The following is a 23,847-nucleotide window of genomic DNA, read 5'->3' as shown; positions in this document are numbered from 1 at the left end:
CTTTAAGCTCACGCGGAATTTCATCGACCCCGCAGAAAATGTGTAACACACGCTCAGGCTGGCGCATGGCTAAGATGTGTGAGACGCCTGCTTGCGTGCCTTGTCGTGGCGGATCTAAAATGATATGCTCATGTGAATGTACAGCAGGCAGCCGTCGCAGGAGCGTTTCGCCAGTGATACGGCAGGCATAAAACCCAATACGCTTCTTGACTTTGAAGTGCAGCGCATTTTCCTTTGCAGATTGAATGGCAACGCCTCCGCATCATAGCCGAGCACTTCATCATATTTTTCCGCAAGAAACAAGCCAAACAAGCCATAGCCGCAATACAAATCAAGCAGGCGTGAAGCAAAAGGAGCAAGCATGTTCTCTGCTGTTTGCAACATCGTAGGTAGCATAGAGACATTGACTTGCGAGAAGGCGGTGGGGTGATAACTGTACTTTTTACCTAAAATTTTTAGATAAAGCTTCTCAGGACCAAAAAGCCGTTTGAAAGGTACTTGCGTTTCTGGACGCTTTTGCTCAAAACTGTAGCGCGAGCGTGAGGGGTCTTGAAAGACAAATGCCGATACAATCTTCTGTGGCAGCGCTTGCAAAGCCTCTGAAAGCAATTTGAGTTTGCGTGTCAGTTCAGCATTGAGAAAATCAATGTTGAAGATAACGGAAAGCGCCCCGTCACTGCTCCGTACAATAACAAAGTTCAGATGCTCAGCCAGTTGTCGATAAGCAGAAGTATTTAGCTTGGCTTCAAGAAATTGATAGAGACTCTGATGAGTATCGGGCTCTAAAATGGAACTGTAAGTCTCGGGGGTAGACTTAGGCGCATAAGCACTGCTCACTGAAAGTTTGGTAACTCTGCGCTGCGTAATAACGCGGCGTTTGGTGGTGGCGCGGTACTGCCTTGATTTTGGTGATGGAAGAATCGGTAGTGGCTTATGATCGAGTTGATGCACAGTCCAGAACTCAGCAAGAGACTCATTTTTAAGAGCAAGCTCTTCGGCATAATTCAGTGAGGCAAAAGGTTCTGCGGGTAAAGCATGGAAGGTATGCGGCGCATAAATTTTGGAAAGCAACTGTTCTGCAAAAGATACAGCAGGCTTGCTAGGAGGCACAAGCCTTGAAGTGCGATTTGCCGCAGGGACGGTGTTATCTCTGGCAGTAGTCAAGCTATCTTAGAAAAAGAAGATAATCGTCTACAAAGTCAATTCTCAAATGCTAACTATTTTAGTGTAATTCATTCAATCGTTCAAAGATACATGTTACAGCAGTGCAGATTTGCACAACGCGGTTGCGTCTTTGCTCTTGAAGCATCTGGATCAAAGCACAATCCCTCCTTCGAGACTGAAAGAGGGATTGATGCAGACTTCATCACTGAGCGAAGACATTAACTTTAGAGAGCGCATAATCAAAATCCTCGATGATATCATCGATGTGTTCGATGCCAACGGAGACTCTGATAAGTTCGGGTGTAACGCCAGCAGAGCGTTGCTCGGCTTCAGAGAGTTGCTGATGCGTAGTAGCTGTCGGGTGAATCACCAGTGTTTTTGCATCGCCGACATTAGCCAGATGGCTTGCAAGTTGCAAGTTGTTGATAACAGCTTGGGCGCCATTAAAGCCACCTTTGACGCCGAACGACAGCACGCCGCCAAATCCATTACGCAAATACTTCTTTGCATTGTGATGATAGGGATGCGATTCAAGCCCGGGATAACTTACCCACTCAACTGCCTCATGCTTTTCGAGCCACCGAGCAAGTGCAAGGGCGTTTTGGCAATGGCGCTCAACGCGCAGCGAGAGTGTCTCTAGACCTTGCAAGAAAAGAAAAGCGTTAAATGGTGAGAGTGCAGGACCTAAGTCGCGCAGGGCTTCTACGCGGGCGCGTATGATAAACGCAATGTTTGGAAACCCGTTTGGATTGCCTTTCCCAAAGACCTCGTTGAACTTCAAGCCATGATAGCCGGGACTGGGGTCAGTGAAAATAGGGAAGTTGCCATTGCCCCAATCAAAATTGCCTGAATCGACAATGACGCCGCCGATGCTGGTGCCGTGCCCACCAATCCACTTCGTGGCAGATTGTACAACAATATCGGCACCCCACTCAATTGGACGACAAAGATACCCTGCTGCACCAAACGTGTTATCGACGATGAGCGGAATGCCTGCATCGTGGGCAATTTTGGCAATAGCTTCAAAGTCGGGCACATTAAACTTTGGATTGCCAATGGTCTCCAGATAGATAGCTTTCGTTTTCGAGTCAATAGTTTTCTTGAAATCATCAGGATTGTCGCCCTCTACAAACTTTACCGCAATGCCAAGACGGGGCAGTGAGACTTTGAATTGATTGTATGTACCACCGTACAGGTAGCTTGTAGAAACGATATTTTCTCCAGCCTGTGCAAGTGTAGCAATCGTCAAGAGTTGTGCGGCTTGTCCGCTGGCAGTAGCCAGTGCCGCCACCCCGCCTTCAAGGGCAGCCACTCGCTTCTCAAAGACATCATTTGTGGGGTTCATAATACGCGTGTAGATGTTGCCAAACTCTTTGAGTGCAAACAAGTTTGCGCCATGCTCTGGACTGTTGAACACATACGATGTAGTCTGATAGATAGGTACAGCACGACTGTTGGTGGTTGGGTCTGGCACTTGACCGGCGTGAACTTGCAGGGTCTCGAAGCGATATTGACGAGTTTTACCGTTTGCTTGCGACATAGCGTTCCCGTGTTTAGGTTAAAGAAAAAAACGAAAATGAATAAAGACAACTCAAAAGGTCGGAAGATGACGGCATCAAGATGAGCAGGGATAGTGTGTCACCATTTACGTACCATTTGCATTGAATTTGCTTGTGCGCATTCAAGGATGAAACAGGCAGGAGTAGCACAGCGAAAAATGTCTTGAGCGTTTTTTGACAGGTTCAGAAAGTAGCTCAAAACATGCGTGTTGGCAGGCTTTCTGGCATCTTTCCCATCGAGAAGTGATAGGTGCAAATTAGCCCCGGTTTAACCTAAGCTCTAAGCCTAAGCTCTAAGCAGTCTGAGCACTACCCTTGTTGAGTTTAGTTTCTAGGGACCCTGGTACTCAAAATCAAGCGGTTGCTAAGGCTTCATTGGGTGTGTCCCTCTGCCTTTCTTGATGACGCCTAGTTAGTAATTTTGTAAAAGAACAAGCCGAGGCATTTAGTAGATATGATATGCATTTTTGGGTAGATTCCAAAATCCTTAAAATAATACTTACTTGTCTCCGACCTTCATAAAGGCGCGTAGAAAAAGAAAGTGTCAGATTATTAAACTTTTTTTTGGAATTTCTTATTCTCTGGAATAGTTTCCGAGTAAGGCAGATACTGTCTTCCCTGCACTTATACTCTGTTGTAGTTGTAGCCAAAATTGTAGTTAGGATATGCAACAATATGCTCTAGCGAAGAGCAGTGCTAGACAATGATTTTACACATTGAACTTGAGTCTAAACATTGAAAATTGAGTGAGAGATAGAGACATGAACATGCAAGAAGCCAACCTTGAACTACAAGCGATACGGGCACTCGAGTATCTTGCTGAACAAGCTGACTTAGCAATCAGTGCGGCGGATGTTCACCACCACTTTCATCATGTAGGCCTCTTGCGCGAGACTGTGCTGAAAGAATTGGAGCGTGAAGGACAAGTGCATGGATTATCGCTGCGCCGAATGGGCATTTCTGCAAAAGATTTCGTGCATCACCTGCCAGTCAATGCGCTTATGCTGTATAACGACGATCTGCTGCTGGTTAAAAAGATTGCCAAAAATGAGCGCGTAACACTGCTGAACTTTCGCACCAACACTGAAAGTGAACTTTCTGTAGCTGAAATTTTTCAAGGGAAAGATGTAATTCAAATTCTTGCCTTTGATGGTGCATTGCAAACCTTCATAACTCGTCGCTCAAAGCACAGTCTGCACGATTATAGTGTTCATGGCAAAAAGCCACAAGATGCGCACAGCATTGGGTTTGAGCATAAGGATCATTTTAGCGTGATATTTAATCGGCTTATCGAACTGCTTAAAGAGGAAAGGCGCGACTTTGGTGTCGTGATCGCCTATGCAATGATTGTAGGTGTGCTTTCGCTGGTCGTACCGCTCTCGGCATCGGCAATTGTAAACTCTGTCATGCTCGGTGTCTTTACCAACCAGTTGGTGTGGCTATGTATCATTGTTGCTATTGGGCTTTTGATTGTGGGCATCTTTGATGTGATGAAGCAGTATGTGGTCGATGTCTTGCAGCGGCGCATCTTCGTGCGTACGGCGTTTGAAATTGCGCATCGCTTGCCCAGAATGAAGCAATCCTCACTTGAGAATGAATACACACCTGAATTGGTCAATCGATTCTTCGATGTGCTGACGATTCAAAAGACGGTGGGTAAATTCTTGCTCGACGGCGTCAGCGCAACACTGGTGATGGTGATTGGACTGTTTTTGCTTGCGATTTATCATCCCTTCTTCATTCTCTTTAACCTCAGTCTCATCGCGTTTGTGCCTGTGCTGATTTTTGTCTTAGGACGCGGTGGTTTGGTGTCAAGTATCAAAGAATCAAAGAAAAAGTATGCATTAGCCTCGTGGCTTGAAGAGGTCGGGCGCTGTCAGACAAGTTTCAAACTTTTTGGTACACCTGAGTACATCTACGAGCGTGTCGATAGCATTGCTGTAGAGTATATCAAAGCACGGCACAAGCACTTCATGGTGTTGGCGCGTCAAATTGCAGGCTCAGTCTTTTTTAGAGCCGTGGCTATTGTAGGCGTACTCGGCGTTGGTGGTTCTTTGGTCATTCAAGGTCAACTCTCGATTGGGCAGCTAGTCGCTGCTGAGTTGATTATTATTGCCATGCTAAGCTCTATTGAGAAACTTGTCTCGCAATTTGCCGAACATTACGATTTGCTCACAGCCATTGACAAACTGTCTTACCTTGTTGACAAACCCCTTGAGCGCGAAGAAGGCGAGAGCTTCGAGAAAAGACCTGTGCCACCTAATATCAAAATCACCAATCTCTCATTTAGTTATCCTGATGGACATCAAGTTTTTAGAGGCTTATCGCTGTTCATCAAAAGCGGCTCTCGAGTCAGTCTCGTGGGTGAAAGTGGAGCAGGAAAGACGACCTTAGCCTCATTGCTTGTCGGCATCTATCCGCCAGACAAAGGTATCATAGAGTTTGATAACAGCGATATTACACGCCTTGATTTGCGCGACATTCGTAGGACGGTCGGCATTGTAATGCCGGAAAACGAAATTTTTGATGGCACCATAGCTGAAAACATCTTGATGGGACGTCACTTTCCGCAAGAGCAGATTGACTGGGCACTAAAAACCGCACAGATTTACGAGGCTATTCGCGCCTTACCTGACCGACTGGATACGATGCTCAACTCTGCGGGCAACAACCTCCCGCTAGGATTGATTCGCCGCATTATCTTTGCACGCGTCATTATCGCAAAGCCTTGCATCTTGATTTTAGACGAAGCCTTTGGTGGCTTGGAAGAACGCACAAAGTTACAGCTCATCCAGTCGCTATACGCAGAGCGATGCTGGACAATTATTGATATCTCACATGATGCGGAACTCATTCGCCGCTCCGAGATGGTCTTCGTGCTCGACAAAGGCATCATTTGTGAACAAGGCTCACCACGAGAACTGTCGTTCCACGCCAATAGCCGTTTTGCGGAACTTTTCCCTGACCTTGTGCGTCAAGTCATTTCCGAAAAAGAAGCGATGGACCTTGCAGACAAAACGATTCAACTGCGTATTGGTCCTGATACCAATGGCAATACATAACCTTTTAGCAGACGGAGAAGATGGCAGCAGAAAAAATTCAGATGGTCAAAGTCCAAACGGAGATTGCCACAACAAATGGGCATGGTAATGGACATGGTAAGAAAATCGTTATTGAAGAGACCGTGCCATATTACTACACGACTGCACTCCGCATGGCAAGTACGCCAAAGACAGCGGAGCCATTGGCGCGTGGATTTAGCATCACGATTCTTACAATCATTCTTATTGCGTTTATTCCCAATACTTGGCAGCAAAATATTGCAGGCTCAGGTACTGTAACTTCGTTTGTGCCAGCAACACGCCCGCAGACGATTGATGCACAAATTGATGGACGCATCATCAAGTGGTATGTCAACGAAGGTGCAATCGTCAAGGCGGGCGACACAATTGCCACGCTGCGTGATATTGATACCAAATTTCTTGCAGAGAACTTTGTGGAGTATCAGAGAGCGGTACGCGATAACACAGCAAGAGAAGCCGAACTTGAAATTGTGCAAGCTGAAAACAAAGTGCGCCAAGCTGAACAAAAGCTCAAAGTCGCAAAGCAGATCGTAGAGCAAGCCAACGTTGATGTGCAAATTGCGCGTACCCAATACTGGCGAGCAGTAGAACTTGAAAAACAAGGTCTTGTGGCGCGTAAAGATTTGGAAACTGCGACGCTTAAACTTCAAAAGTCTATTGCTGATTCGGCGAAAGCTGCGGCGGATTTGCAAGTGGAAATACAAGCCGTGCGTAATGCTAACGCAGAACTTGCAGCAAAACAACGCAAAGCGGAAGCCATAATCGCAAAAGCAGATTTGGAACTTGGTAATGTCTCTACGCGTCGCAACTTAGGCATAGTGATGAGTCCAATTGATGGCCAGATTACACGCATTGCTCAAGCTGGACCAGGTCAAACTGTCAAGAAAGGAGAGACACTCTGCATTGTAACACCGAACGCTTCAGAAGATATTGCGGCCGAGATTTTTGTCGGCAGTTTAGATGCTGCAATTATTGATACGGGGCGCCCTGTACGGCTACAATTTGCAGGTTTCCCTGCAATTCAAGTCTGGGGCGGTGGCTGGCCAAACCTGTCAGTGGGTACATTTGGCGGAAAAGTCGCTGTCGTAGATGCTGTCGATGACGGATCTGGAAAATACCGCGTCCTCGTGGTCCCCGACCCGAATGACAAACCATGGCCAAACCGCTCCTACTTACGTCAAGGCACTGAGGTAACAGGCTGGATCTTGCTTAACGAAGTGAGCTTAGCTTATGAAGCGTGGCGACAGCTCTGTGGTTTCCCACCGATTATTCCCGTACGCACCGGCGGCATGGATAAAAAGAAAGGTGGAGCTGATAAAGAGAAAAAGTCAGGCAAATCAAATACGTCTGACAGTGATGAGAAGTAAGGCAGATTTCTCGTTTAAAATCAACTCTGAATGAAGGAGCATGCGCATTGCGCGACCATTAAAGTTCTTTTTGCTTTTCACCTTCTTTTTTTGCAGATATTGCACAAAAGTGCTCAAGCACAGATGCGCCCGTTAGGAGACGCATCTACGCGTGACTCACTCTCGCTGGAACAGTACTTAGACCTTGTGCTTGCCGCCAATCCCACAGCCATTTCTGCAGAACTCGAAGCCGATGTAGCGGAAGCAACCCTACGCAATGCCTATGGTGAATTCGATCCCATTTTTGAAGGCAAGATTGAGCGTAAAACGAAAAGCGGCTTACCGACAGTGGATTTTTTGAGTGCTGGGCTAGAACTTCCTATTGGCTCACTTTTCGGTCCAAAATTCGTTGCCAAATATAAACGCGGCACGGGTTCACGACTCAGTTCGGTCGATCTGACTGGTGCTGAGGGTGAAGCTGAGATTGGGGTAAAAAGTCCCACTCTTGCAAGGTATCTTTTTAGACAAGCGCCGTGCAACGTTCGAAAAAGCCGCGCTGCGCCCCGACCTTTCGCGTGCTAACGAAATACAAATCAAAAACAATTTGCTGCTCACTGCCTCGGAACTCTACTGGGACTGGGCAGAAGCCTATTCGCAACTTCGTGTAGCGCAGCAAGTCTATGAGATTGCGGTAGTGCGCGCACAAGCACTTGCTGAGCGCGTCAAACGAGGCGAGACCGCAGCACTCGATAGCGTTGAGGCAATGCAAGAAGTTGCCAAACGCTTAGGCGATGTGCTGAAAGCGCAGCGCAAGTATGAAGCCAGCAGCATCAAAGCTAGTGTGCTGCTGTGGAATCAAGATGGGACGCCACGAGCACTTAACGCCGTACCGTACTCGCTGCCACCTGCACCCACACTGACGCCAGCGCAGATTGAGTTTGACCGTATGCAAGCCTTAAGAAATCGTCCCGAAGTGTTGCAGATTGATGTAGAGCAGCGTGCTGCCGATGTTGATGTACGTTTCTCCTACGAATTTTTGCGACCGAATCTGGAAGCGCAATTTCAAGCCTTGCAGTATTTCGGCGGTGCATCAGGTTTTGACTACCGCATCGGTCTTTCGATTTCACAACCGCTTTTTTTCCGAGAGGCGAATGCACAGTTGCAGCTCTCACAAATCAAAGCGACACGCGCCTCACTCAAGCGCTTGGAAGTCGAGCGCAAAATTCAAGCTGATATTGATGATGCACTGTCCGCTATCGGACGTGCTTTGGAACGCATTGAAGCCGCAGAGCGCGAGACACGCTATGCTTATCTGGTGCAAGAAGGTGAGCGAATACGATTTCTGGCAGGTGAAAGCTCCCTGCTGATCTTGAACTTGCGTGAGCGTGCAACTGCCTCAGCAATGCAAAGCCTAGTCAACGCACAAGCAGATTACTTGCGTGCTATTAGTGATTACCTCTGGGCAACGGGCAAAATTCAGCAGCGCTGGATACGCTAACTGACTGGCGCGGTGCGCGTTACGCTGTGCTGAAGTAGGCTACACTCACAGCAGATAGTTAAGGTTCTCGGACAATGAGTTTGCGCTGCGATGTCCAGCCAACACCAAAATATCCGAGTGGAAAGCGGTCGCGATCGGTAAGGTTAAGGATATTCGAGCGTATGGGTGCGGGAGGAGGATTGAATATGCCGCCGCCGCCACCTTGTGTTTGAATGAAGAGCGCACGCAAATACTCATAGAGTGATTCGCCGATTGAGATGACCTTCACCAGTGCAGTGTCACCGGGCTGAAAGACAATGTTGGCTTGGGGCTCCAATCCGCGCAGAGTTTCACCGTTGAAAAATCTATCCTCACGAATGGTTGCAAATTGATTGCCGGGGCGAATTTCAAGTGCATCTCGTCCATTCTTGAAGAGCTTGATGAAATAGAAATTCTTTGTATTGGCTGGGTCAGTGAAATCTGCAGCGATAGTCAGACCACGCGTGGTGTCAAAGGGTGAAGATCGGCGCGGGCGCGCATAGATAGAATCCAAGGTACCGCCACGTCGTGCACTGTCAAATCCGGTCTCGTAGATGTCACCGTTGTAACGAACTTGCAACTTATAGCCTACATTTTCTTGGACAACAAGATCATTAGTGATAAACGCGCTGTCACGCTCTGAAAATACAAAGCGCGTCTCCCGACCAGTTGAACTAATCACGCGAACTTCAGCATCACGTACAAGCGGCGGGCGTACGCCTGCAAAAAATTCAATGCTTTTGGTCAGCTTAATGCGTTGAAAAGCAGAATCTGGTTCACCAGCCTTGCGTTCAATAATGCCTTCAATCACAAGACGAGGCGGCTCACTTTGCAAGGTAACATCAATGACATCTTGGCAGGCTGAGAGTGCCAGCGACAGCAGCAGAGAAAGAGAAAGCCAGATTCTTGAAATATACGTAATTTGCAGTGATGTTCCAGTCATGCTCAATAGTGAAAGGATTTCAGAACTTAAACTCCCATGATACGCTCGGTACAATACCAAAAAATGCTAAGCGTACAGCTTCGCCTTGGAAACGGTTTTCACGATTCTGACGAAAACGTGATAGAGGCAGCATTGCGTCTGTTGTAGATGTTGTAGAGTCCAAATACCCATGCAGATTTAAAGCGGGCATCAGGCGCACTGGCATCCCAACGCACGGAGACATCAAGGCGATGATAAAGCGGCAAGCGTTCCGCATTGCGTGTATCGGGAAATTGCCGAATAATAGCCCCGGAGATTTCGTATGCTCCAATCGGAAAATTAGACGGAATACCCGTCTGCAAGACAAAGTCGGCTGAGACCGTCCACGCATCACTAAGTTTGTAGATGCCAACAACATTGAGGTTGTGCGTACGGTCAAACGGCGAAAGATACCACTCGCCACGATTGATGCCTGGTCCACCATCAACACCTGCGACTTTTCTTTCAGAGCGCGAGAGCGTGTAGCTAATCCAGCCAGTAAGGTTACCTAAATTTTTACGCACAAAGAGTTCAACCCCATATGCGCGACCGATGCCGCTGAGTACTTCGGTTTCGATATTGTTGTTGCCGAAGAGGTCAGCTCCATCGACAAAATCAATGAGATTTTGCAAGTCTCTGTAGTACGCTTCAAGCGATATCTCGATGTCATTGCCAAACAAATTTTTGAAGAGACCAACGGAGAACTGGTCGCTAACCTGCGGCTCGAAGAAGGGACCGCTCGGCGTGTATAAATCAAGCGGTGTGGGTGAAGCGGTATTTGAGACAAGATGCAAGTTTTGGCGTGTGCGGTTGTAACTGGCTTTGAGAGATGTGCTCTCATCAAGTAACCAGCGGATGGCAATGCGCGGCTCAATACCAAAAAATGAGCTAATCAATTGACCGCGGTTGAATTGAGTAGTGCGCAAAACTCTACCGTTTTCATAGCGTCCCGTGACTTGACTGAACACGAGGGGCTTGCCATCGATGTATTGGCGAATGGGCTCTGGACCAAAGCGGTAGAAGAAGTTGAAGCGTGCGCCGTAGTCTAAGCTCAATTCTTTTGTTAGAGGAAATTCATGCCGAACATAAAACGAGGGTTCAATCGCATACTTTTCGTCGAGTGCGGTGGGGCGAATAGGCGAATCTTTCAGCGGTTGCACTCTGCCGGGCACAAAGCGATAGTAGATAACTTCAGCACCGACATCAATCTGATTGTCTTCAGTGATGAAGTAAGCAAAATCTGTTTTGAAACTCGGTGAGAGGATTCGGGAAGTGACTTGCACTTCAGAGCCAGGTGCAAAAATACGCAGTTCATAGTCATAATTGCTGTAGAGAAATGCAAAATTTGAAAGCAGTCTACGGCTAAAGAGATGATTCCAGCTCATAGTGAAAGCCACATTGCCGTATGCATTTCCAAAAAAGTCAGCTAAACCAAAGTCATCGCGTCCGAGATAGCCAGAGACAAAGAGGCGATCGTTGTCGCTAAAAGTGTAGTTAGCTTTAAGATTGATATCGTAAAAATAGAGTACAGTACCACGGAAATTAGGTGAGAGATTTAGAAAGAGGTCGGCATAAGAACGACGACCTGCAATGAGGAAAGATCCCTTGTCTTTTGCAATAGGAGCTTCAATGAGCAGACGGCTGCTCAGCAAACCGATGCCACCAGTCAAGCCGAATTCGCTAAGATTCCCATCGCGTTGGCGTACATCGAGTACGGATGACAGCCGACCACCGAAATTAGCAGGAATTGAGGCTTTGTAGAGTTTGAAATCTTTGACCACATCGGAGTTGAAAACGGAAAAAAAGCCAAGCAAGTGCGACGCATTGTAAATCGTGGCTTCATCAAGCAGAATAAGGTTTTGGTCAGCGCTGCCACCGCGCACACTGAATCCTGTTGAGCCTTCAGGCGCAGAGACACCGGGCAAAAGTTGTAACGTCTTCAAAATGTCTGTCTCGCCGAGCACAACGGGTACGCGCTTGGCCGTCTCAACATCAACTTTCGTTGCGCCCATTTCTGTACTGCTAACGTTTGACGAAGCGCGTTCTGCAGATACTGTAACTTCTTCGGCTTGAATGTCAGTTGGCTCCAAGAGGAAATTCTTGGTAAGATTACTGGTAAGAGAGATTTTCTGCTGCAGTTCGTTATATCCTATGCTGCGTACGATGATCGTATAAACCCCTGGCTCAGCTGTAATGGAGTAGAATCCAGAAGCGTTAGTGGCGGCGCCCTTAGCAATTTCTTTAAGCTGAACCGTTGCACCGACGAGCTCCTCACCTGTCTTTGCATCGCGCACATAACCGCTAAGCGTAACGGTCTGTGCAGCTGCATTTGATAAAAGCAAAAAGACTAAACAAAAAGCAATTAAACCTACCTGTTTCAAATCGGCTACCTTCATAATATGTATGCTGAGTTGTAGAGTGCTAGAACTTTGACTCAAGCAGTAAGAAGCTATGCGAGAGTTGCCATAGTAACTCTATGTAAATTGAAAAAGTTTCAAGCTACTTTCATGAGGTCGTTATGGCCTAGCGATGGAACGCTCTCAGGGTATCTAAGAATCTGATAAGGCTACTCCAGACTATCGTTGCACATTTTGCTGATAGCAGGTTTAGTGGCGAAAAGCACGAGCACGTCGCCGCGTTGCACAATCATATCGGGCGTTGGAATACCGAGAATTTTTTCGACTGTGCGAGAGCGCAGACCTAAGAGTCGTGGCTCTTGCTCGATGCGTTTGATGGTAATAAGGTTGACATCGAATGTTTCACGCAATTTCAGTTCGCCTAGCGATTTGCCAATGAAGGACTCAGGAGCATTAACTTCCACAATAGAGTAATCTGAGGAAAGCTCAAGCGAATCAATGACACCACGATACATAAGGCTATCAGCCAGTCGCTCTGCTGCTTCCACAGCAGGAGAGATAACCTCCTCGATGCCCAAGTGTCGCAAAATGCGCTCATGCGTTTGTGTAGTGGCGCGTGCAATGATGCGTTTTACTCCAATGTTTTGCAAAGCAGCAACAGTAAGCAGCGTGGCTTCAAAGTCATCGCCAATAGCAACAATCACCGCATCGAGTTCCGTCAAGCCTTGATCACGCAGGGCTTTTTCCTCCGTTGAATCTAAGCGAACCGTGTAGGTAACTTTATCTTTGACATCATCTAAACGGTCCATAGAGGAGTCAATCGCCAAGACTTCAGCGCCTTGATGTGCCAGCGTGACTGCAAGGTGCGAGCCAAAATTACCGATACCGATAACGGCAACTTTTTTAGTCATTTCTGCTGGGTTGCATTAACAAATTGAAAACCGGCACCAGACAATTCTCGGACTGATGCCATCAAGTGCGGTAGTGGGACACAAACCTATGAGACCAGAACGTTTTCTTCTGAATAGTCATACACACCATGGTTTTGCGGTCGAATCAAAGCAATGATGACTGTCAGAAATCCTACACGCCCAATCAGCATAGAAGCTATAATGACCAACTTACCAGCATCGCTCAGTTCAGCCGTGATGCCTGTCGATAGACCAACGGTACTGACAGCTGACACGACTTCAAAGAGCAAGGCTTCGAACTTAAAATTTTTTTCTTGTTCAGTGATGAGCAGTAAAAATAGGGCAATTGCGATATAGAGTAAGGAGAGCAGCGCTGTACTAAATGCGCGCGTAACGACACGGTCAGGAATGCGGCGGCGAAAAAGTTCGATTTTGTTTTTGCCCGAAGCAATTGCCCAGATGTTCATAAGTGCAAGTGCTGCCGTTGTGGTTTTGATACCACCACCTGTAGAACTCGGCGAAGCACCAATCCACATGAGCGCAATGAGTAAAAAGAGTGTCGGTGTAGAGAGCGCACCAATCTCAAGCATATTGAACCCCGCTGTACGCGCCACGATAGAGTGAAAGAACGCAGACATCACTTTTTCGCTGTGCGTCATGCCATGCATCACATGCGAAAATTCAAGCGCATAGAATCCAATTGCACCCAACACAATCAAAATAGCTGATGTGAAAAAGACAAGTTTAGCATGAACGGAGAGTCGTGCATTAGGTTTACGCAAAATTTTGGCATGCACAAATCCAGACAGACTCGACAGTGCAGGAAAACCCAAGCCACCAATAACGACAAGCAGCATCACGACATAGAGAAATGCAAAGTTATATTTGCACATGGGCGCAGCGAGATTATCTGAAAGCAAAGCAAATCCTGCATTGCAAAACGCCGAGATAGCGTGAAACACTGCAAAAAAGACCGGCGAAGAGGGCAACAGCGATGAGTCAAGCTCTAAGGTGTAGTAAATCAGCACGGCACCAAGTGCTTCGACGACCATGGTATAAAATCCGATTTGAAACAAAATCGTGCGAATTTTTCCCAGACTTTCTTCACCAATAAGCTCGCGCAGTGCAATATATTCTTTGAGCCGCGCACTTGTGCCGGCAGCTGCTGCAAAAAACGTGGTGAGAGTCATAATGCCTAAACCGCCAATCTGAATCAGCACCAGTAAAATCCAATGCCCAGTGTGAGAAAATGTCGTGGTAATATCAACTGTTGAAAGACCCGTTACACACACGGCGCTGGTTGCCATGAAGAGCGCATCGACGAGTGCAACGGATTTGCCGGCGGTAGCTTTCGGCAAGAGCAAAAATCCTGTGCCGAGGATAGTCAGAAGGATAAAGCTGACAAGTAGAACTGTGGCAGGTTGTACATTGGCAGTCATCACGCGTCCGCTGTATCGCAGCGTGGCAGGCAGGAGTGCCAAAATTACCAGAAACTGTGTTACGACAAGGTAAAGACTCGTAATGTTTTCAGGGGTCAGTTGTGGATTGAGTGAAGTCAGCACGCGCTCGACAGCAAAAGGAAAAATAAGATAGAGCAGAATTACAGTGAAGATAGCAAGCTCCAACCAGCGTTCTTTGAGATGGCGCAGTCTGTTCGGCGCAAGTGCAAGTTTCAAAAATGCTTGAAGTGCGAACAGATAAAGCATCATTTGCTCCAAGGCTTGCGCCCACTGTTCTTCTGCAGGAGAAAGAAAAAATCCAAGGCGTGCAATGAGTGAGGAGACAGCTACAATTGCCAAAAAAACAAGAAACACATTAATCACTTTCAGTATAGACTGACGATGCGTGTCAATCCACAGGCTTATCAGTCTCAGACGCGAGGCTATGTCTGAGTCAATGCGCTCTAGCATGCATGGCTTTTTGAGATGGCTTAAGATAGCGCGCTGTCTTACGCAATGTGAATCATACAGTTACAACGAACAAGATTAGCCGTTTTTGCTGCTCGGACAATTTGCAAAAAATACACTGATCTTGAACTGAAAATCAAGGTAACACATGCTGCAGCAAGCGCCACGCACACAACTGTCTTAGCTTGCATTAAAGTGTAGTCTCACGCATTTTTCAAACGATGCTTGAATTACTTTCACCACTGGCGCTGATGGCACTGGCATCGCTGGCTGTGCCAATTATCATTCATCTGCTAAGTCAGCGTGAGCCACGCCTGATTAAAGTAGGAACGATAAAATTCCTGAAAGCCACAGAAACACCTACCTTTCGCCGTACTGCACTTTCAGAGTGGTGGCTATTTCTGCTACGCGCACTGCTGCTGTGTGTGGCAACATTTGCCTTATCACAACCGATTCTACGCACACACTCGAGCAAACCTGCCGCACAAGGCTGGGCACTGGTCAGTCCCGATCTCTGGCAACGCACAACAGATGCGCGAGTTTATTCTCTAACAGATTCACTGCGCACTGCAGGCTACGAGTTGCGACTGCTTGCCAAAAATTTTCCACCCTTGCCTAGGGATAGTGTCGAGAATCAACTTGTCAATGCATGGTCAATGCTGGAAGAGCTCGATAACACACTACCACAAGCAATGCATCTGACAGTGCTCACAAGCGAGCGCTTAGACTTACTGCATGGTCAGCGTCCGACGCTGGCTCATGAGGTTAAATGGTACACGGTTCCAAATTACGACAGGATTGAACAAGTGCTCACCGCAAAGCAAGTGGGTCAGGATAGTGTGCTTGCACTCGCCGTCGAAAGCCAAAGAGAGAGCACGCACTTTCAGCGCAAACTCATGCATACACTCGACGCTGCACAACAACGCATAGCTCTAGCACCACTATCACCACCGAAGCGTATCACCATTTTCTTTGATGAAACCACGCAGCGTGATGCCAACTATCTTCGCTATGCCTTGCAGGCTGTGCAAGAAAAATTTTTTGCAAACCTGCAACTGACGCTACTGCCCAGCCGTGATACAACGACACAATCGGCGGCACCGGATATGCTCTTCTGGCTTTCAGAGCGCGATATTCCAAAGTGGCTTGACTCAACACACTTTGTTTTGCGTTATGCCCGAGGCGCATTCTCCGACACACAAAGCATGGTTGTGCTGCCTGATGGCGCAAGCTTTTTGTGCAAACGCCGTATTGTGGCACCGTCTTATCATAGCGCAATTTGGCGTGATGGCTTCGGCAACCCGATTTTGACAAAGCACAGTAATATGCACTTAGCCTCATCATCCTCGATCGAGTATGTGTTTTACAGCCGCTTTGCGCCAGAATGGAATAACTTTGTACTCTCACCAAGTTTCCCTGAATGGATGGCTACACTTGTGCTCGATGAGCAATGGCTTAATGTGCCAGACCTACGCGCAGCAACAGCACTTCAACGCCAGCCTCAATACGACAGCACTCATGCTTCACATGCGCACAAGCCAGAGCCAGTGGCAATGACTCCCTTACACTTGCCGCTATGGATTTTCGTGGCAATTTTGTTTATCATTGAGCGCATGGTGTCGCATCAACGCACGCGCGCAGCGAAAAGTCCGTAGCAATGTCACACGACAATGCACACGGACTACAAAGTGATAAGCTATCTGACTTTGCACATCTTACTGTGAATCAAGGTTCATTACTGCACCAACTTGCAACACTCTGGAATCGACTCTGGACAGCAAGCCTTGCGCTCTCAAGTGCAGCAATAGCACTGCTGCTTGTCGTGGCAATTGCCCAAATCTTTGCGCTTGATATCTGGGCTATTGTTTCACTCTGGCTGGTCTTATGGAGCGTAATTTTCGTGCTAAGCTTCATTGTGGGACGACACAGATTAGCAACAGCGCAAAGGATTGCGGAGCATCTTAACCGCATAGTGCCTGAGCTTGAAGAAAGCGCACAACTTTTGCTTAAACCTTTGAGTGAATGCTCTCTTGTGGAAGCTATGCAAATGAAGCGCGTGCAAGAAAAGGTGCGTGCGTTGCAAATAGCATCAATTTTGCCAAATCCACTTCGTCACGCATGGAAACTATCGGCAGCAAGCATCCTGTGTGCACTCTTGCTGCTCTGGCTTGTACCAAAAGGACAGACCAGTGAAGAGAGCGCTGTGCAACAAGTTGCAGTTTCTTCTAACAACATACTCTCACCGCTCATCACGCGTGTGCAGGTAAAACTCTTGCCTCCGCGCTACACAGGGCGCGTGCCAGTAACACAATCGTCACTTGACCTAAACGCCTTTGAGCACACACAAGCACACTGGATGATGGAACTTTCAGCACAAGCCCGCGCTGCTCGCTTTATCTTCAACGACCGCGATACACTGCACTGTCTTGCGCAAGACGGCACATTTCAGGCACAAACAACACTCTGGCGTAGCGGATTCTACGTGTTGGAAATAGAAACTGAGCAAGGCGTAGAGCGAAGCCAGTATCACAAAATTTCGCTTGTGCGCGATGAGCCGCCTGCAATCGAGATTCTTGAGCCTAATCAGCGCGCAGAAGTCAATGTGCTCAAACAGTCGCGCCTGAAAGTGTTAGCAAAGATTCATGACGATTTTGCTGTGCCACACGCTCAGTTGCAAGCAACACTGGCACAAGGCAAAGGTGAAAATGTGCGGTTCAAGACGCTGATGCTGAACTTTGATGAGCACACGCACACTGAACATTACGCTAAAACACTCGATGTGCTTGCTTTAGGACTTCAGCCCGGCGATGAACTTTATCTCACCATTGAAGCGCACGACAATCGAGAGCCAAAGCCAAATCGCAGTCGCTCCGAGACGATTTTCATTGCTATTAAAGACACAGCGGAAGTTGAGACCGATTTCAGCATGTCGCTACCTGTAGCAGCGCAGCCTGATTACTTTCGCAGCCAGCGGCAAATCATCATTGATACAGAAAAGCTTTTGCGTGAGCGTAAAACGCTTTCAGTAGCTGACTTCCAAGCCCGCTCTGAAGCCTTGGGTGTCGAGCAGAAAGTCTTGAGATTGCGCTACGGCAAATTTTTAGGCGAAGAATTCGAATCAGCAATTGGTGGCAGCGATATCGAGGAAATTGAAAAGGAACTTGTACCAAAAGACTCTGCGCCGCATCCGCTACTGAAATTTGTGCGCCATGTGCATGATGAAAACTGTGGGCATCTCTCGCAGCACTCGATTGCCGCATTGGAAAAGAATCCAAATGACGCGACAGTAGAAAAATTGATGAGCCAGTTTGTGCACAAACACGACAGCGAAGAAGGCGCAACATTTTACTCCGATGCTATTAAAGCTGAACTCAAAGCAGCGCTGGCAGAAATGTGGGATGCTGAACTGTATCTGCGCATGCACAAACCTGAAGAAGCCTTGCCTTATGAACTCAAAGCCTTGAAATTGCTTAAAGACTTGCAACAAAAATCAAGAATGTATGTGCAACGCATGGGCTTTGAACCGCCAACCTTGAAGCCTGATGAAAAACGCCTTACAGGCAAGTTAGAAAAGGTTGCATCGCGCACCGATACACGCACAGTTGCACTGCCAGATGAATACGCCGATGTGCGACAAGCACTTGCGACAGCAATGAAACTGCGCTCAGGACAGGCGCATGTTACAGGTCAAGCATTGCGTCAGTTAGAGCGCGGTGCAACGGCACTGGTGCATGCTGCTGAAAATGAACCCCTGCGTTACCTGCATGCACTGCAAGCGCTGCGCCGATTTCTTGATGAAGCAGAGCGACAAGGCAGTGCAAGGCTCTCGCATCTTGAGCCGGTTGAGCGCGCATGGCTTGAACTTTTGCCTGATGCCGAAGCCCGTCCTGAAGCGCTACCCTCACCATACTCTTTGCTCGCAAAATCCTATTTTCAACAGCTGACGCTGACACCGTGAGTGCTGTGGAATTTGTATTGAACGGCATGTGGCAGTCGACAATTTGGCTCATAGCAGCCATGCTGTTTGCATACCTTGCATTTCTAGAAATTCGGCGCGAAAACAAGCGCCAACTACTATGGCGTCTTGCAGCAACTTTTACAGCAATACTCTCACTGGCACTGCTGTGTTTAGAACCAATGTATCTTACCCAAGAACGCCCGCGCGATGCATTTCTACTGACATCTCATGTTTCAGCAAAGCACGTTCAAGCTGCTACCGATTCACTGCGACCTGCAGAGCGTTTTTATGCTTCCTCGTGCAAGCAGTACAGATGAACTTTCAGGTGTGAAACTGCTCCCGAATGTAGCGATGCTGCAACGTCAGTATCCACAACTTCAGCGCTTACACCTCTTCGGTGACGGCTTGCGTCCCGATGAACTAGAGACGCTTGAGACTGTTACATTGACACTGCATCTGAATGCGTTACCAGAAGGGATGGTCTTTGTATCATTTCCGAAGCACATTGCGCTCGGAGAGCAGCTACAAATTCAAGGCACTTGGCACGCCCTGCGCTACGACTCACTCTGGCTATATCTTGAAGGCAGTGGCATGCGCAGCGATTCCCTGCTACTTGTAGGTGAAGGAAAGTTACCATTTGAGCTTATAACCACGCCAAAGCAAGCTGGTGAGTGGTGCTACACACTTTATGCCATTCGCTCAGCACGTGATACCCTCTGCGCAGAGAGTATCCCCATCAGCGTACGCAAGCCAGCGCCAATACGCATGTTGATTGTGGAGCGCGCACCAAATTTTGAAACCAGAACCTTGAAACAGTGGGCAGCTGCAACAGGTAATGCGTTGGCACTGCGCAGCACCATCAGTCGTGGCAAGGCACTTACCGAATTTTTGAACATGTCTCCTCTTGCACTCGAGCGCTTGAGCACAGCAGTGCTCGATAAGTTCGATGTCGCAATTGTGGATTTTGAGACACTTGCAAGTCTCAGTGCAAGAGAGCAAACAGCATTGCAACAAGCTATTGAAAATGGATTGGGACTTTTGATTGCACTCTCTGAACCGCCAACAGCAGGTCAAGCCAAAGCAAATGATTTTTTCTTAGGATTCTTGAAAGTACGCCCGCAAAAAATCAAGCGCGTTTTGCAAAACTGCACGGCTTGTCATCTCAGGTCTCGGTAAGTTCAGCCTTGCCAGTTGCACCAGTTCGACTGCAAGCCGGATTTGCCACTGAAGTCTGGATACGCGATGAAGCAAGCCATCCGTTAGTGATAGTGGGGACAAGAGGGCTGGGCAAAGTAGCTGTAAGCATTGTCGAAGAGACCTTTCGTTGGGCATTAGAAGGCAAAAGCTCGCTCTACGCTGAGTATTGGAGTTACACCCTGAGACACCTCTCACGAGCGCAAGCACAAACAGACATGTGGCGAATGGTAACATCACTGCCAACAGTGGATTTACCATGCAAGCTGACACTGCGCACGCACTCACCGAAACCAATTGGGCTCATTGCGTATCCGAGTGGCAAAAGCGATAGCGTATTCTTCAAGCAATCGCTTGTAGAGTCATCACTTTGGGAGACGGTATTTTGGCCACGCGAACAAGGATGGCATCGCATCTGGCGCATAGGTGAGTCTGATAGTGCTTCGGTTGCATTTTATGTGCACACAAGTGGCGAATGGCTCTCGTGCCGTCGAGCGGAAATGCAAAATGCAACACACGACTTTGCACAAACGCAGGGGCGGCAGAGCGTTCAAACTGATGTGGTAGAGGTGCGTCGAGCTGTGCCACAGTGGTGGTTCTTCATGCTATTTGTAATAGCCGCAGGCTACCTGTGGGCAGAACGACAACTATAAGTGTGCAGAAGTGTGCAGCAAATTCATGCGTCGTGCATCATCGTGTGCAAGTTTAATCTAACTGTGATTTTGGCTTCAACTTTCCGACAAGATGTTCAGCAATTTGCACAGCATTGGTGGCAGCGCCCTTGCGTAGGTTATCAGCAACAATCCACAGGTTCAAACTCTTCGGCTGTGAGAGGTCGCGCCGCACTCTGCCGACAAAAACTTCATCGCGACCGTAGCAGTCAATGGGCATCGGATAGAGCCGCTCGGCAGGGTTATCTTTGAGCACAACACCCGGTGCAGAGGCAAGCAGTGAGCGCACTTCGTCAAGCTCAAACTCATGTTCAAACTCAATGTTGACCGCTTCACTGTGTCCGCCATAAACGGGTACGCGCACAGTTGTCGGCGAAACTTGTATCGAGTCATCGCCCATAATTTTTGGGTCTCGTTAATCATCTTCATCTCTTCTTTGGTATAGCCATGCTCCACAAACTCATCGATTTGCGGCACAACATTAAACGCAATTGGGTGAAAGTGCACATATTGCTCAGGCTTTGCTCCAGCAAGTTCAGCTTCAAGTGCCTCTAAGCCTTTCTTACCTTTTCCTGTAACGGATTGATAAGTCGAGACCACAACGCGGCAAATTTTGTAGCGCTCATGCAAAGGCTTCAAGACCACGACAAGTTGTATCGTGGAGCAATTTGGATTGGCAATGATAGGCGCAGCGCGCCCAGAAGCATCAAATATCTTTTCTGCATTGACTTCGGGCACAACCAGCGGAACCTCAGGCTGCAAGCGAAACGCAGAAGAGTTGTCAATAACAATTGCGCCTTGTGAAGCAGCAATTGGCGCCCAGACTTTGCTAGCGGCTGCACCAGCAGAGAAAAGTGCAATATCCACACTGGCAAAGACTTCCGCAGAGGGCGTCTGAACCTGATAGGACTTTCCGTTGAAGTCAAGCGTTTGACCTATCGAACGCTCACTGGCAAGCAGTACGAGCTCGCTGATAGGAAAATGACGCTCTGATAGACAGGCAAGCATGGTGCGACCAACCAAGCCTGTTGCGCCTAACACGGCAACTTTGTAAGTCTCTGGCATAAAAAAAATGAAATTATCCTACAAAATAGTGTCTCGAGCAAATGCCCGAAGGAAACGAAATTGAAATGAAGTGCAAAGATAACTCCCGTCGAGATTTTCTCTGTTATCGTGACTCGGCGGTGCAGCGCAATAGTGCAAGCATTAGAAAAGCAAATTCAAAACGCACTTCGGTCAGACAATAGCAGACGAGAACTTTGGCTTTACTTACGAAGCAGTTCATACGCAAGACTAAGCGTTTGGCGTGAAAATGCCTCAGGCTGTTCAATCATAGGAAAGTGATTCCAGTTTGGCACGAGTCGAATCACACTATTGGGCAAGAGTTTTTGATAGTCTGCGGCTTGGTCAGGCGTAAGGACGCGCTCTTTTTCGCCCCAAAGCAGTGCACTGGGTATCTGCACAGGGCGCAGCGAACGAAACCACTCATCGGTAATAATGTCAAACATTTGTGCGAAGGCAGCGCAGTGCCGATAGGCTTCGAAAAATCGCTGCACATAGTCAGGTGGAATGTTTTGTGGTGATTCAAACAGCAGGGCGGAGAAAATCGGGCGAGTCAGTTTTGACGAAAACAACTGCTGTCCAAGGCGTCGTATCCACAGAGGTTTCATCAAGTTTGGAAAAAGCCGCGTTTTGAGGCGCGTGCCAACTGGTGCATGCAGAATCAAGGCGCGCACGTCGGATTCGAAGTGTTGTACAAATTCCAAAGCGATAGAGCCGCCGATGCCAGTGCCGAGCATGACAATAGGGCGCGGAGCATGGTATATCATCTCATGCAATTTGAAAGCGTAATCTTTGAGCGTACGCAGCGAGTAATCTTGCGCTACATGGTCGAACCCGGGCAGTGTGGGCGCAAGAAACTTCACTTCACTTGGAATGAAGGGCTGAATGCGCTCAAAGCGAAATCCACCACCGCCGTTGCCATGAACTGCGATGAGAGAAAAGGCATACTTCATGTTTTATTCTTTTGCCCCTTAACGGCACGGCGCTGCTCAAACGTTTTGTGCACTGCACGTATAAGTTGTTGCGTGTAATGTTGTCTTAGAGCACTTTTGCAAAAAGGCGCAAATGTGTAGCTTTATGAAAATTCAGAGCATATGGCGGTATCAAAAAAGGATGTAGAATACATTGCAATGCTTGCAAAGCTCTCTTTCTCGCAGGCAGAGAAAGAGAAAATGACAGCTGAGCTCAATACGATTCTCAAATATGTTGAGAAGCTCAATGAGATTGATACAACGCATGTTGAGCCCCTTCAAAACATGAATGAGCGTATCAATGTCTTGCGTGATGACGTGCCTACGGGGTCTATCTCGAATGAGGAGGCACTCAAAAACGCACCTGATTTTCAAGATCGATTCTTTAAAGTTCCAAAAGTCATTGCTCAATCGGAATAGACGCGCTGCACAAAATTTTGACGACCAATGAGGACTTTAGCTCTGGCTGTGCTATGCTTCTTTCTCTACGACTTGGTGCTGGCGCAGCAGCCTACGGTGAAAAAACTTTACTATCCGAATGGCAAACTTCGTGCTGAGATGGTTTATATCGGTGAGACCCCGAGCGGGTTCTTTCGTGAATACACAGAGAAAGGACAAGTACGCATAGAAGAATACTACATCAATGGCAAGATGGATAGTGTGCGCCGTGAGTATTATGAGAGTGGACAGTTAAAGTCGGAAGCACGCTTTCGCAATGGGCTACGGCAGGGCAAAGTGTGCGAGTTCTATGAAAATGGCAAAATTCAATCATGCGCAACCTACCGCAACGACACACTGATTTCTTTTGTGAAGTATTACTTTTATCACCCTAATGGTCGCCTGCGCGAGGAGACAGCAATCAATGCCAGAGGCTTGCTTGAAGGTACCAAGCGAACCTACCACAACAGCGGTGCACTGGAAATCGAGGAAAACTATGTGAACGGCGAGCGCACAGGAGAATGGCGGCAGTATGCTGCCAATGGTTTGATGAAAATCTATCGAACTTATAAAGACGGGCGTCGTGATGGTGAAGAGTACATCTACTCTGAGGAGGGCAAACTCGAGGAAATCAACACTTACCGCGAGGGTGAGAAAATTCACGTCAAGCGCTATGATGACAAAGGCAACTTGGTAGAAGAATTAGACGAACGTGCAATTCTTCGGCAGTTGCGACGATAAAGCGACAG

Annotated in this window: 18 protein-coding genes, 1 pseudogene and 1 riboswitch; of the genes and pseudogenes, 11 read left to right on the top strand and 8 right to left on the bottom strand. The window is 47.8% G+C overall.

Going from position 1 to position 23,847, the window contains the following annotated elements; translation table 11 throughout:
* Window positions 1–114: 114 nt before the first annotated feature.
* On the bottom strand, window positions 115–1,110 hold the full coding sequence (locus CMR00_02705) for a hypothetical protein (GenBank protein ID PIO48795.1): 996 nt from the start codon (window positions 1,108–1,110) through the stop codon (window positions 115–117).
* A gap of 256 nt (window positions 1,111–1,366) precedes the next feature.
* Window positions 1,367–2,704 carry an O-acetylhomoserine aminocarboxypropyltransferase gene (locus CMR00_02700; protein ID PIO48794.1) on the bottom strand — a complete coding sequence of 446 codons (1,338 nt, stop codon included), beginning with the start codon at window positions 2,702–2,704 and terminating at the stop codon, window positions 1,367–1,369.
* 240 nt (window positions 2,705–2,944) lie between these two features.
* Window positions 2,945–3,131, bottom strand: a riboswitch (SAM riboswitch).
* A 353-nt stretch (window positions 3,132–3,484) separates the two neighbouring features.
* On the opposite strand from CMR00_02700, the gene CMR00_02695 reads away from it, so the two are divergent.
* Genes CMR00_02695 through CMR00_02680 form a run of 4 tightly spaced genes read left to right on the top strand, consistent with a single transcriptional unit; the run spans window position 3,485 to window position 8,650 of the window.
* On the top strand, window positions 3,485–5,785 hold the full coding sequence (locus CMR00_02695; GenBank protein ID PIO48793.1) for an ABC transporter: 2,301 nt from the start codon (window positions 3,485–3,487) through the stop codon (window positions 5,783–5,785).
* 20 nt (window positions 5,786–5,805) lie between these two features.
* Entirely contained in the window at window positions 5,806–7,173 is a 1,368-nt protein-coding gene (locus tag CMR00_02690) for a hemolysin secretion protein D (GenBank protein PIO48792.1), read from the top strand.
* Between the two features lie 30 nt (window positions 7,174–7,203).
* A complete protein-coding gene (locus tag CMR00_02685) occupies window positions 7,204–7,734 on the top strand; it encodes a hypothetical protein (protein ID PIO48791.1) in 531 nt (176 codons plus the stop codon).
* Window positions 7,658–8,650, top strand: a complete 993-nt coding sequence (locus CMR00_02680; GenBank protein ID PIO48790.1) for a hypothetical protein — start codon at window positions 7,658–7,660, stop codon at window positions 8,648–8,650. The genes CMR00_02685 and CMR00_02680 overlap by 77 nt, the downstream gene beginning before the upstream one ends.
* A 58-nt stretch (window positions 8,651–8,708) precedes the next feature.
* On the opposite strand, the gene CMR00_02675 is transcribed toward CMR00_02680, so the two are convergent.
* The 4 genes from CMR00_02675 to CMR00_02660 all read right to left on the bottom strand — a co-directional run bounded on the left by CMR00_02675 (window position 8,709) and on the right by CMR00_02660 (window position 14,807).
* Window positions 8,709–9,611 carry a hypothetical protein gene (locus CMR00_02675; GenBank protein ID PIO48789.1) on the bottom strand — a complete coding sequence of 301 codons (903 nt, stop codon included), beginning with the start codon at window positions 9,609–9,611 and terminating at the stop codon, window positions 8,709–8,711.
* 98 nt (window positions 9,612–9,709) lie between these two features.
* Window positions 9,710–12,025, bottom strand: a complete 2,316-nt coding sequence (locus tag CMR00_02670) for a hypothetical protein (GenBank protein ID PIO48788.1) — start codon at window positions 12,023–12,025, stop codon at window positions 9,710–9,712.
* Window positions 12,026–12,195: 170 nt separating this feature from the next.
* Window positions 12,196–12,897, bottom strand: a complete 702-nt coding sequence (locus CMR00_02665) for a potassium transporter TrkA (GenBank protein ID PIO48787.1) — start codon at window positions 12,895–12,897, stop codon at window positions 12,196–12,198.
* An 86-nt stretch (window positions 12,898–12,983) separates the two neighbouring features.
* Window positions 12,984–14,807, bottom strand: coding sequence for an ATPase (locus CMR00_02660; GenBank protein PIO48786.1), 1,824 nt, complete (start codon window positions 14,805–14,807; stop codon window positions 12,984–12,986).
* A 218-nt stretch (window positions 14,808–15,025) separates the two neighbouring features.
* Between CMR00_02660 and CMR00_02655 the strand changes: the two genes are divergently transcribed.
* Genes CMR00_02655 through CMR00_02635 form a run of 5 tightly spaced genes read left to right on the top strand, consistent with a single transcriptional unit; the run spans window position 15,026 to window position 20,609 of the window.
* On the top strand, window positions 15,026–16,459 hold the full coding sequence (locus CMR00_02655) for a hypothetical protein (protein ID PIO48785.1): 1,434 nt from the start codon (window positions 15,026–15,028) through the stop codon (window positions 16,457–16,459).
* A 2-nt stretch (window positions 16,460–16,461) separates the two neighbouring features.
* Complete coding sequence (locus CMR00_02650) at window positions 16,462–18,762, top strand: hypothetical protein (GenBank protein ID PIO48784.1); 2,301 nt, start codon at window positions 16,462–16,464, stop codon at window positions 18,760–18,762.
* Window positions 18,759–19,079 carry a hypothetical protein gene (locus CMR00_02645; protein PIO48783.1) on the top strand — a complete coding sequence of 107 codons (321 nt, stop codon included), beginning with the start codon at window positions 18,759–18,761 and terminating at the stop codon, window positions 19,077–19,079. The genes CMR00_02650 and CMR00_02645 overlap by 4 nt, the downstream gene beginning before the upstream one ends.
* A complete protein-coding gene (locus tag CMR00_02640) occupies window positions 19,051–19,938 on the top strand; it encodes a hypothetical protein (GenBank protein PIO48782.1) in 888 nt (295 codons plus the stop codon). Before CMR00_02645 ends, CMR00_02640 begins: the two co-directional genes overlap by 29 nt.
* Window positions 19,917–20,609 (top strand): hypothetical protein, encoded by a 693-nt coding sequence (locus tag CMR00_02635; protein ID PIO48781.1) that lies wholly within the window; start codon window positions 19,917–19,919, stop codon window positions 20,607–20,609. Before CMR00_02640 ends, CMR00_02635 begins: the two co-directional genes overlap by 22 nt.
* A 52-nt stretch (window positions 20,610–20,661) precedes the next feature.
* On the opposite strand, the pseudogene CMR00_02630 reads toward CMR00_02635, so the two are convergent.
* Window positions 20,662–21,692: pseudogene (locus CMR00_02630) on the bottom strand (aspartate-semialdehyde dehydrogenase).
* Window positions 21,693–21,892: 200 nt separating this feature from the next.
* Window positions 21,893–22,642 carry a hypothetical protein gene (locus tag CMR00_02625; GenBank protein ID PIO48780.1) on the bottom strand — a complete coding sequence of 250 codons (750 nt, stop codon included), beginning with the start codon at window positions 22,640–22,642 and terminating at the stop codon, window positions 21,893–21,895.
* A gap of 141 nt (window positions 22,643–22,783) precedes the next feature.
* Between CMR00_02625 and CMR00_02620 the strand changes: the two genes are divergently transcribed.
* On the top strand, window positions 22,784–23,080 hold the full coding sequence (locus CMR00_02620) for an Asp-tRNA(Asn)/Glu-tRNA(Gln) amidotransferase GatCAB subunit C (GenBank protein PIO48779.1): 297 nt from the start codon (window positions 22,784–22,786) through the stop codon (window positions 23,078–23,080).
* Window positions 23,081–23,107: 27 nt separating this feature from the next.
* Window positions 23,108–23,839 (top strand): hypothetical protein, encoded by a 732-nt coding sequence (locus tag CMR00_02615; protein ID PIO48778.1) that lies wholly within the window; start codon window positions 23,108–23,110, stop codon window positions 23,837–23,839.
* Window positions 23,840–23,847 lie beyond the last annotated feature (8 nt).

Source organism: [Chlorobium] sp. 445, assembly GCA_002763895.1.
GTDB lineage: Bacteria > Bacteroidota > Chlorobiia > Chlorobiales > Thermochlorobacteraceae > Thermochlorobacter.
Note: the sequence above shows the minus strand (reverse complement) of the source record. Positions and strands in the feature narration are given on the sequence as shown.

What these genes read in the sequence shown, in the direction of transcription:
- CMR00_02700 (PIO48794.1), bottom strand. Translation starts at nt 2,704, where the DNA reads ATGTCGCAAGCAAACGGTAAAACTCGTCAATATCGCTTCGAGACCCTG.
- CMR00_02695 (PIO48793.1), top strand. Translation starts at nt 3,485, where the DNA reads ATGAACATGCAAGAAGCCAACCTTGAACTACAAGCGATACGGGCACTC.
- CMR00_02690 (PIO48792.1), top strand. Translation starts at nt 5,806, where the DNA reads ATGGCAGCAGAAAAAATTCAGATGGTCAAAGTCCAAACGGAGATTGCC.
- CMR00_02685 (PIO48791.1), top strand. Translation starts at nt 7,204, where the DNA reads ATGAAGGAGCATGCGCATTGCGCGACCATTAAAGTTCTTTTTGCTTTT.
- CMR00_02675 (PIO48789.1), bottom strand. Translation starts at nt 9,611, where the DNA reads ATGACTGGAACATCACTGCAAATTACGTATATTTCAAGAATCTGGCTT.
- CMR00_02670 (PIO48788.1), bottom strand. Translation starts at nt 12,025, where the DNA reads ATGAAGGTAGCCGATTTGAAACAGGTAGGTTTAATTGCTTTTTGTTTA.
- CMR00_02665 (PIO48787.1), bottom strand. Translation starts at nt 12,897, where the DNA reads ATGACTAAAAAAGTTGCCGTTATCGGTATCGGTAATTTTGGCTCGCAC.
- CMR00_02660 (PIO48786.1), bottom strand. Translation starts at nt 14,807, where the DNA reads ATGCTAGAGCGCATTGACTCAGACATAGCCTCGCGTCTGAGACTGATA.
- CMR00_02655 (PIO48785.1), top strand. Translation starts at nt 15,026, where the DNA reads ATGCTTGAATTACTTTCACCACTGGCGCTGATGGCACTGGCATCGCTG.
- CMR00_02650 (PIO48784.1), top strand. Translation starts at nt 16,462, where the DNA reads ATGTCACACGACAATGCACACGGACTACAAAGTGATAAGCTATCTGAC.
- CMR00_02640 (PIO48782.1), top strand. Translation starts at nt 19,051, where the DNA reads ATGCTTCCTCGTGCAAGCAGTACAGATGAACTTTCAGGTGTGAAACTG.
- CMR00_02625 (PIO48780.1), bottom strand. Translation starts at nt 22,642, where the DNA reads ATGAAGTATGCCTTTTCTCTCATCGCAGTTCATGGCAACGGCGGTGGT.
- CMR00_02620 (PIO48779.1), top strand. Translation starts at nt 22,784, where the DNA reads ATGGCGGTATCAAAAAAGGATGTAGAATACATTGCAATGCTTGCAAAG.
- CMR00_02615 (PIO48778.1), top strand. Translation starts at nt 23,108, where the DNA reads ATGAGGACTTTAGCTCTGGCTGTGCTATGCTTCTTTCTCTACGACTTG.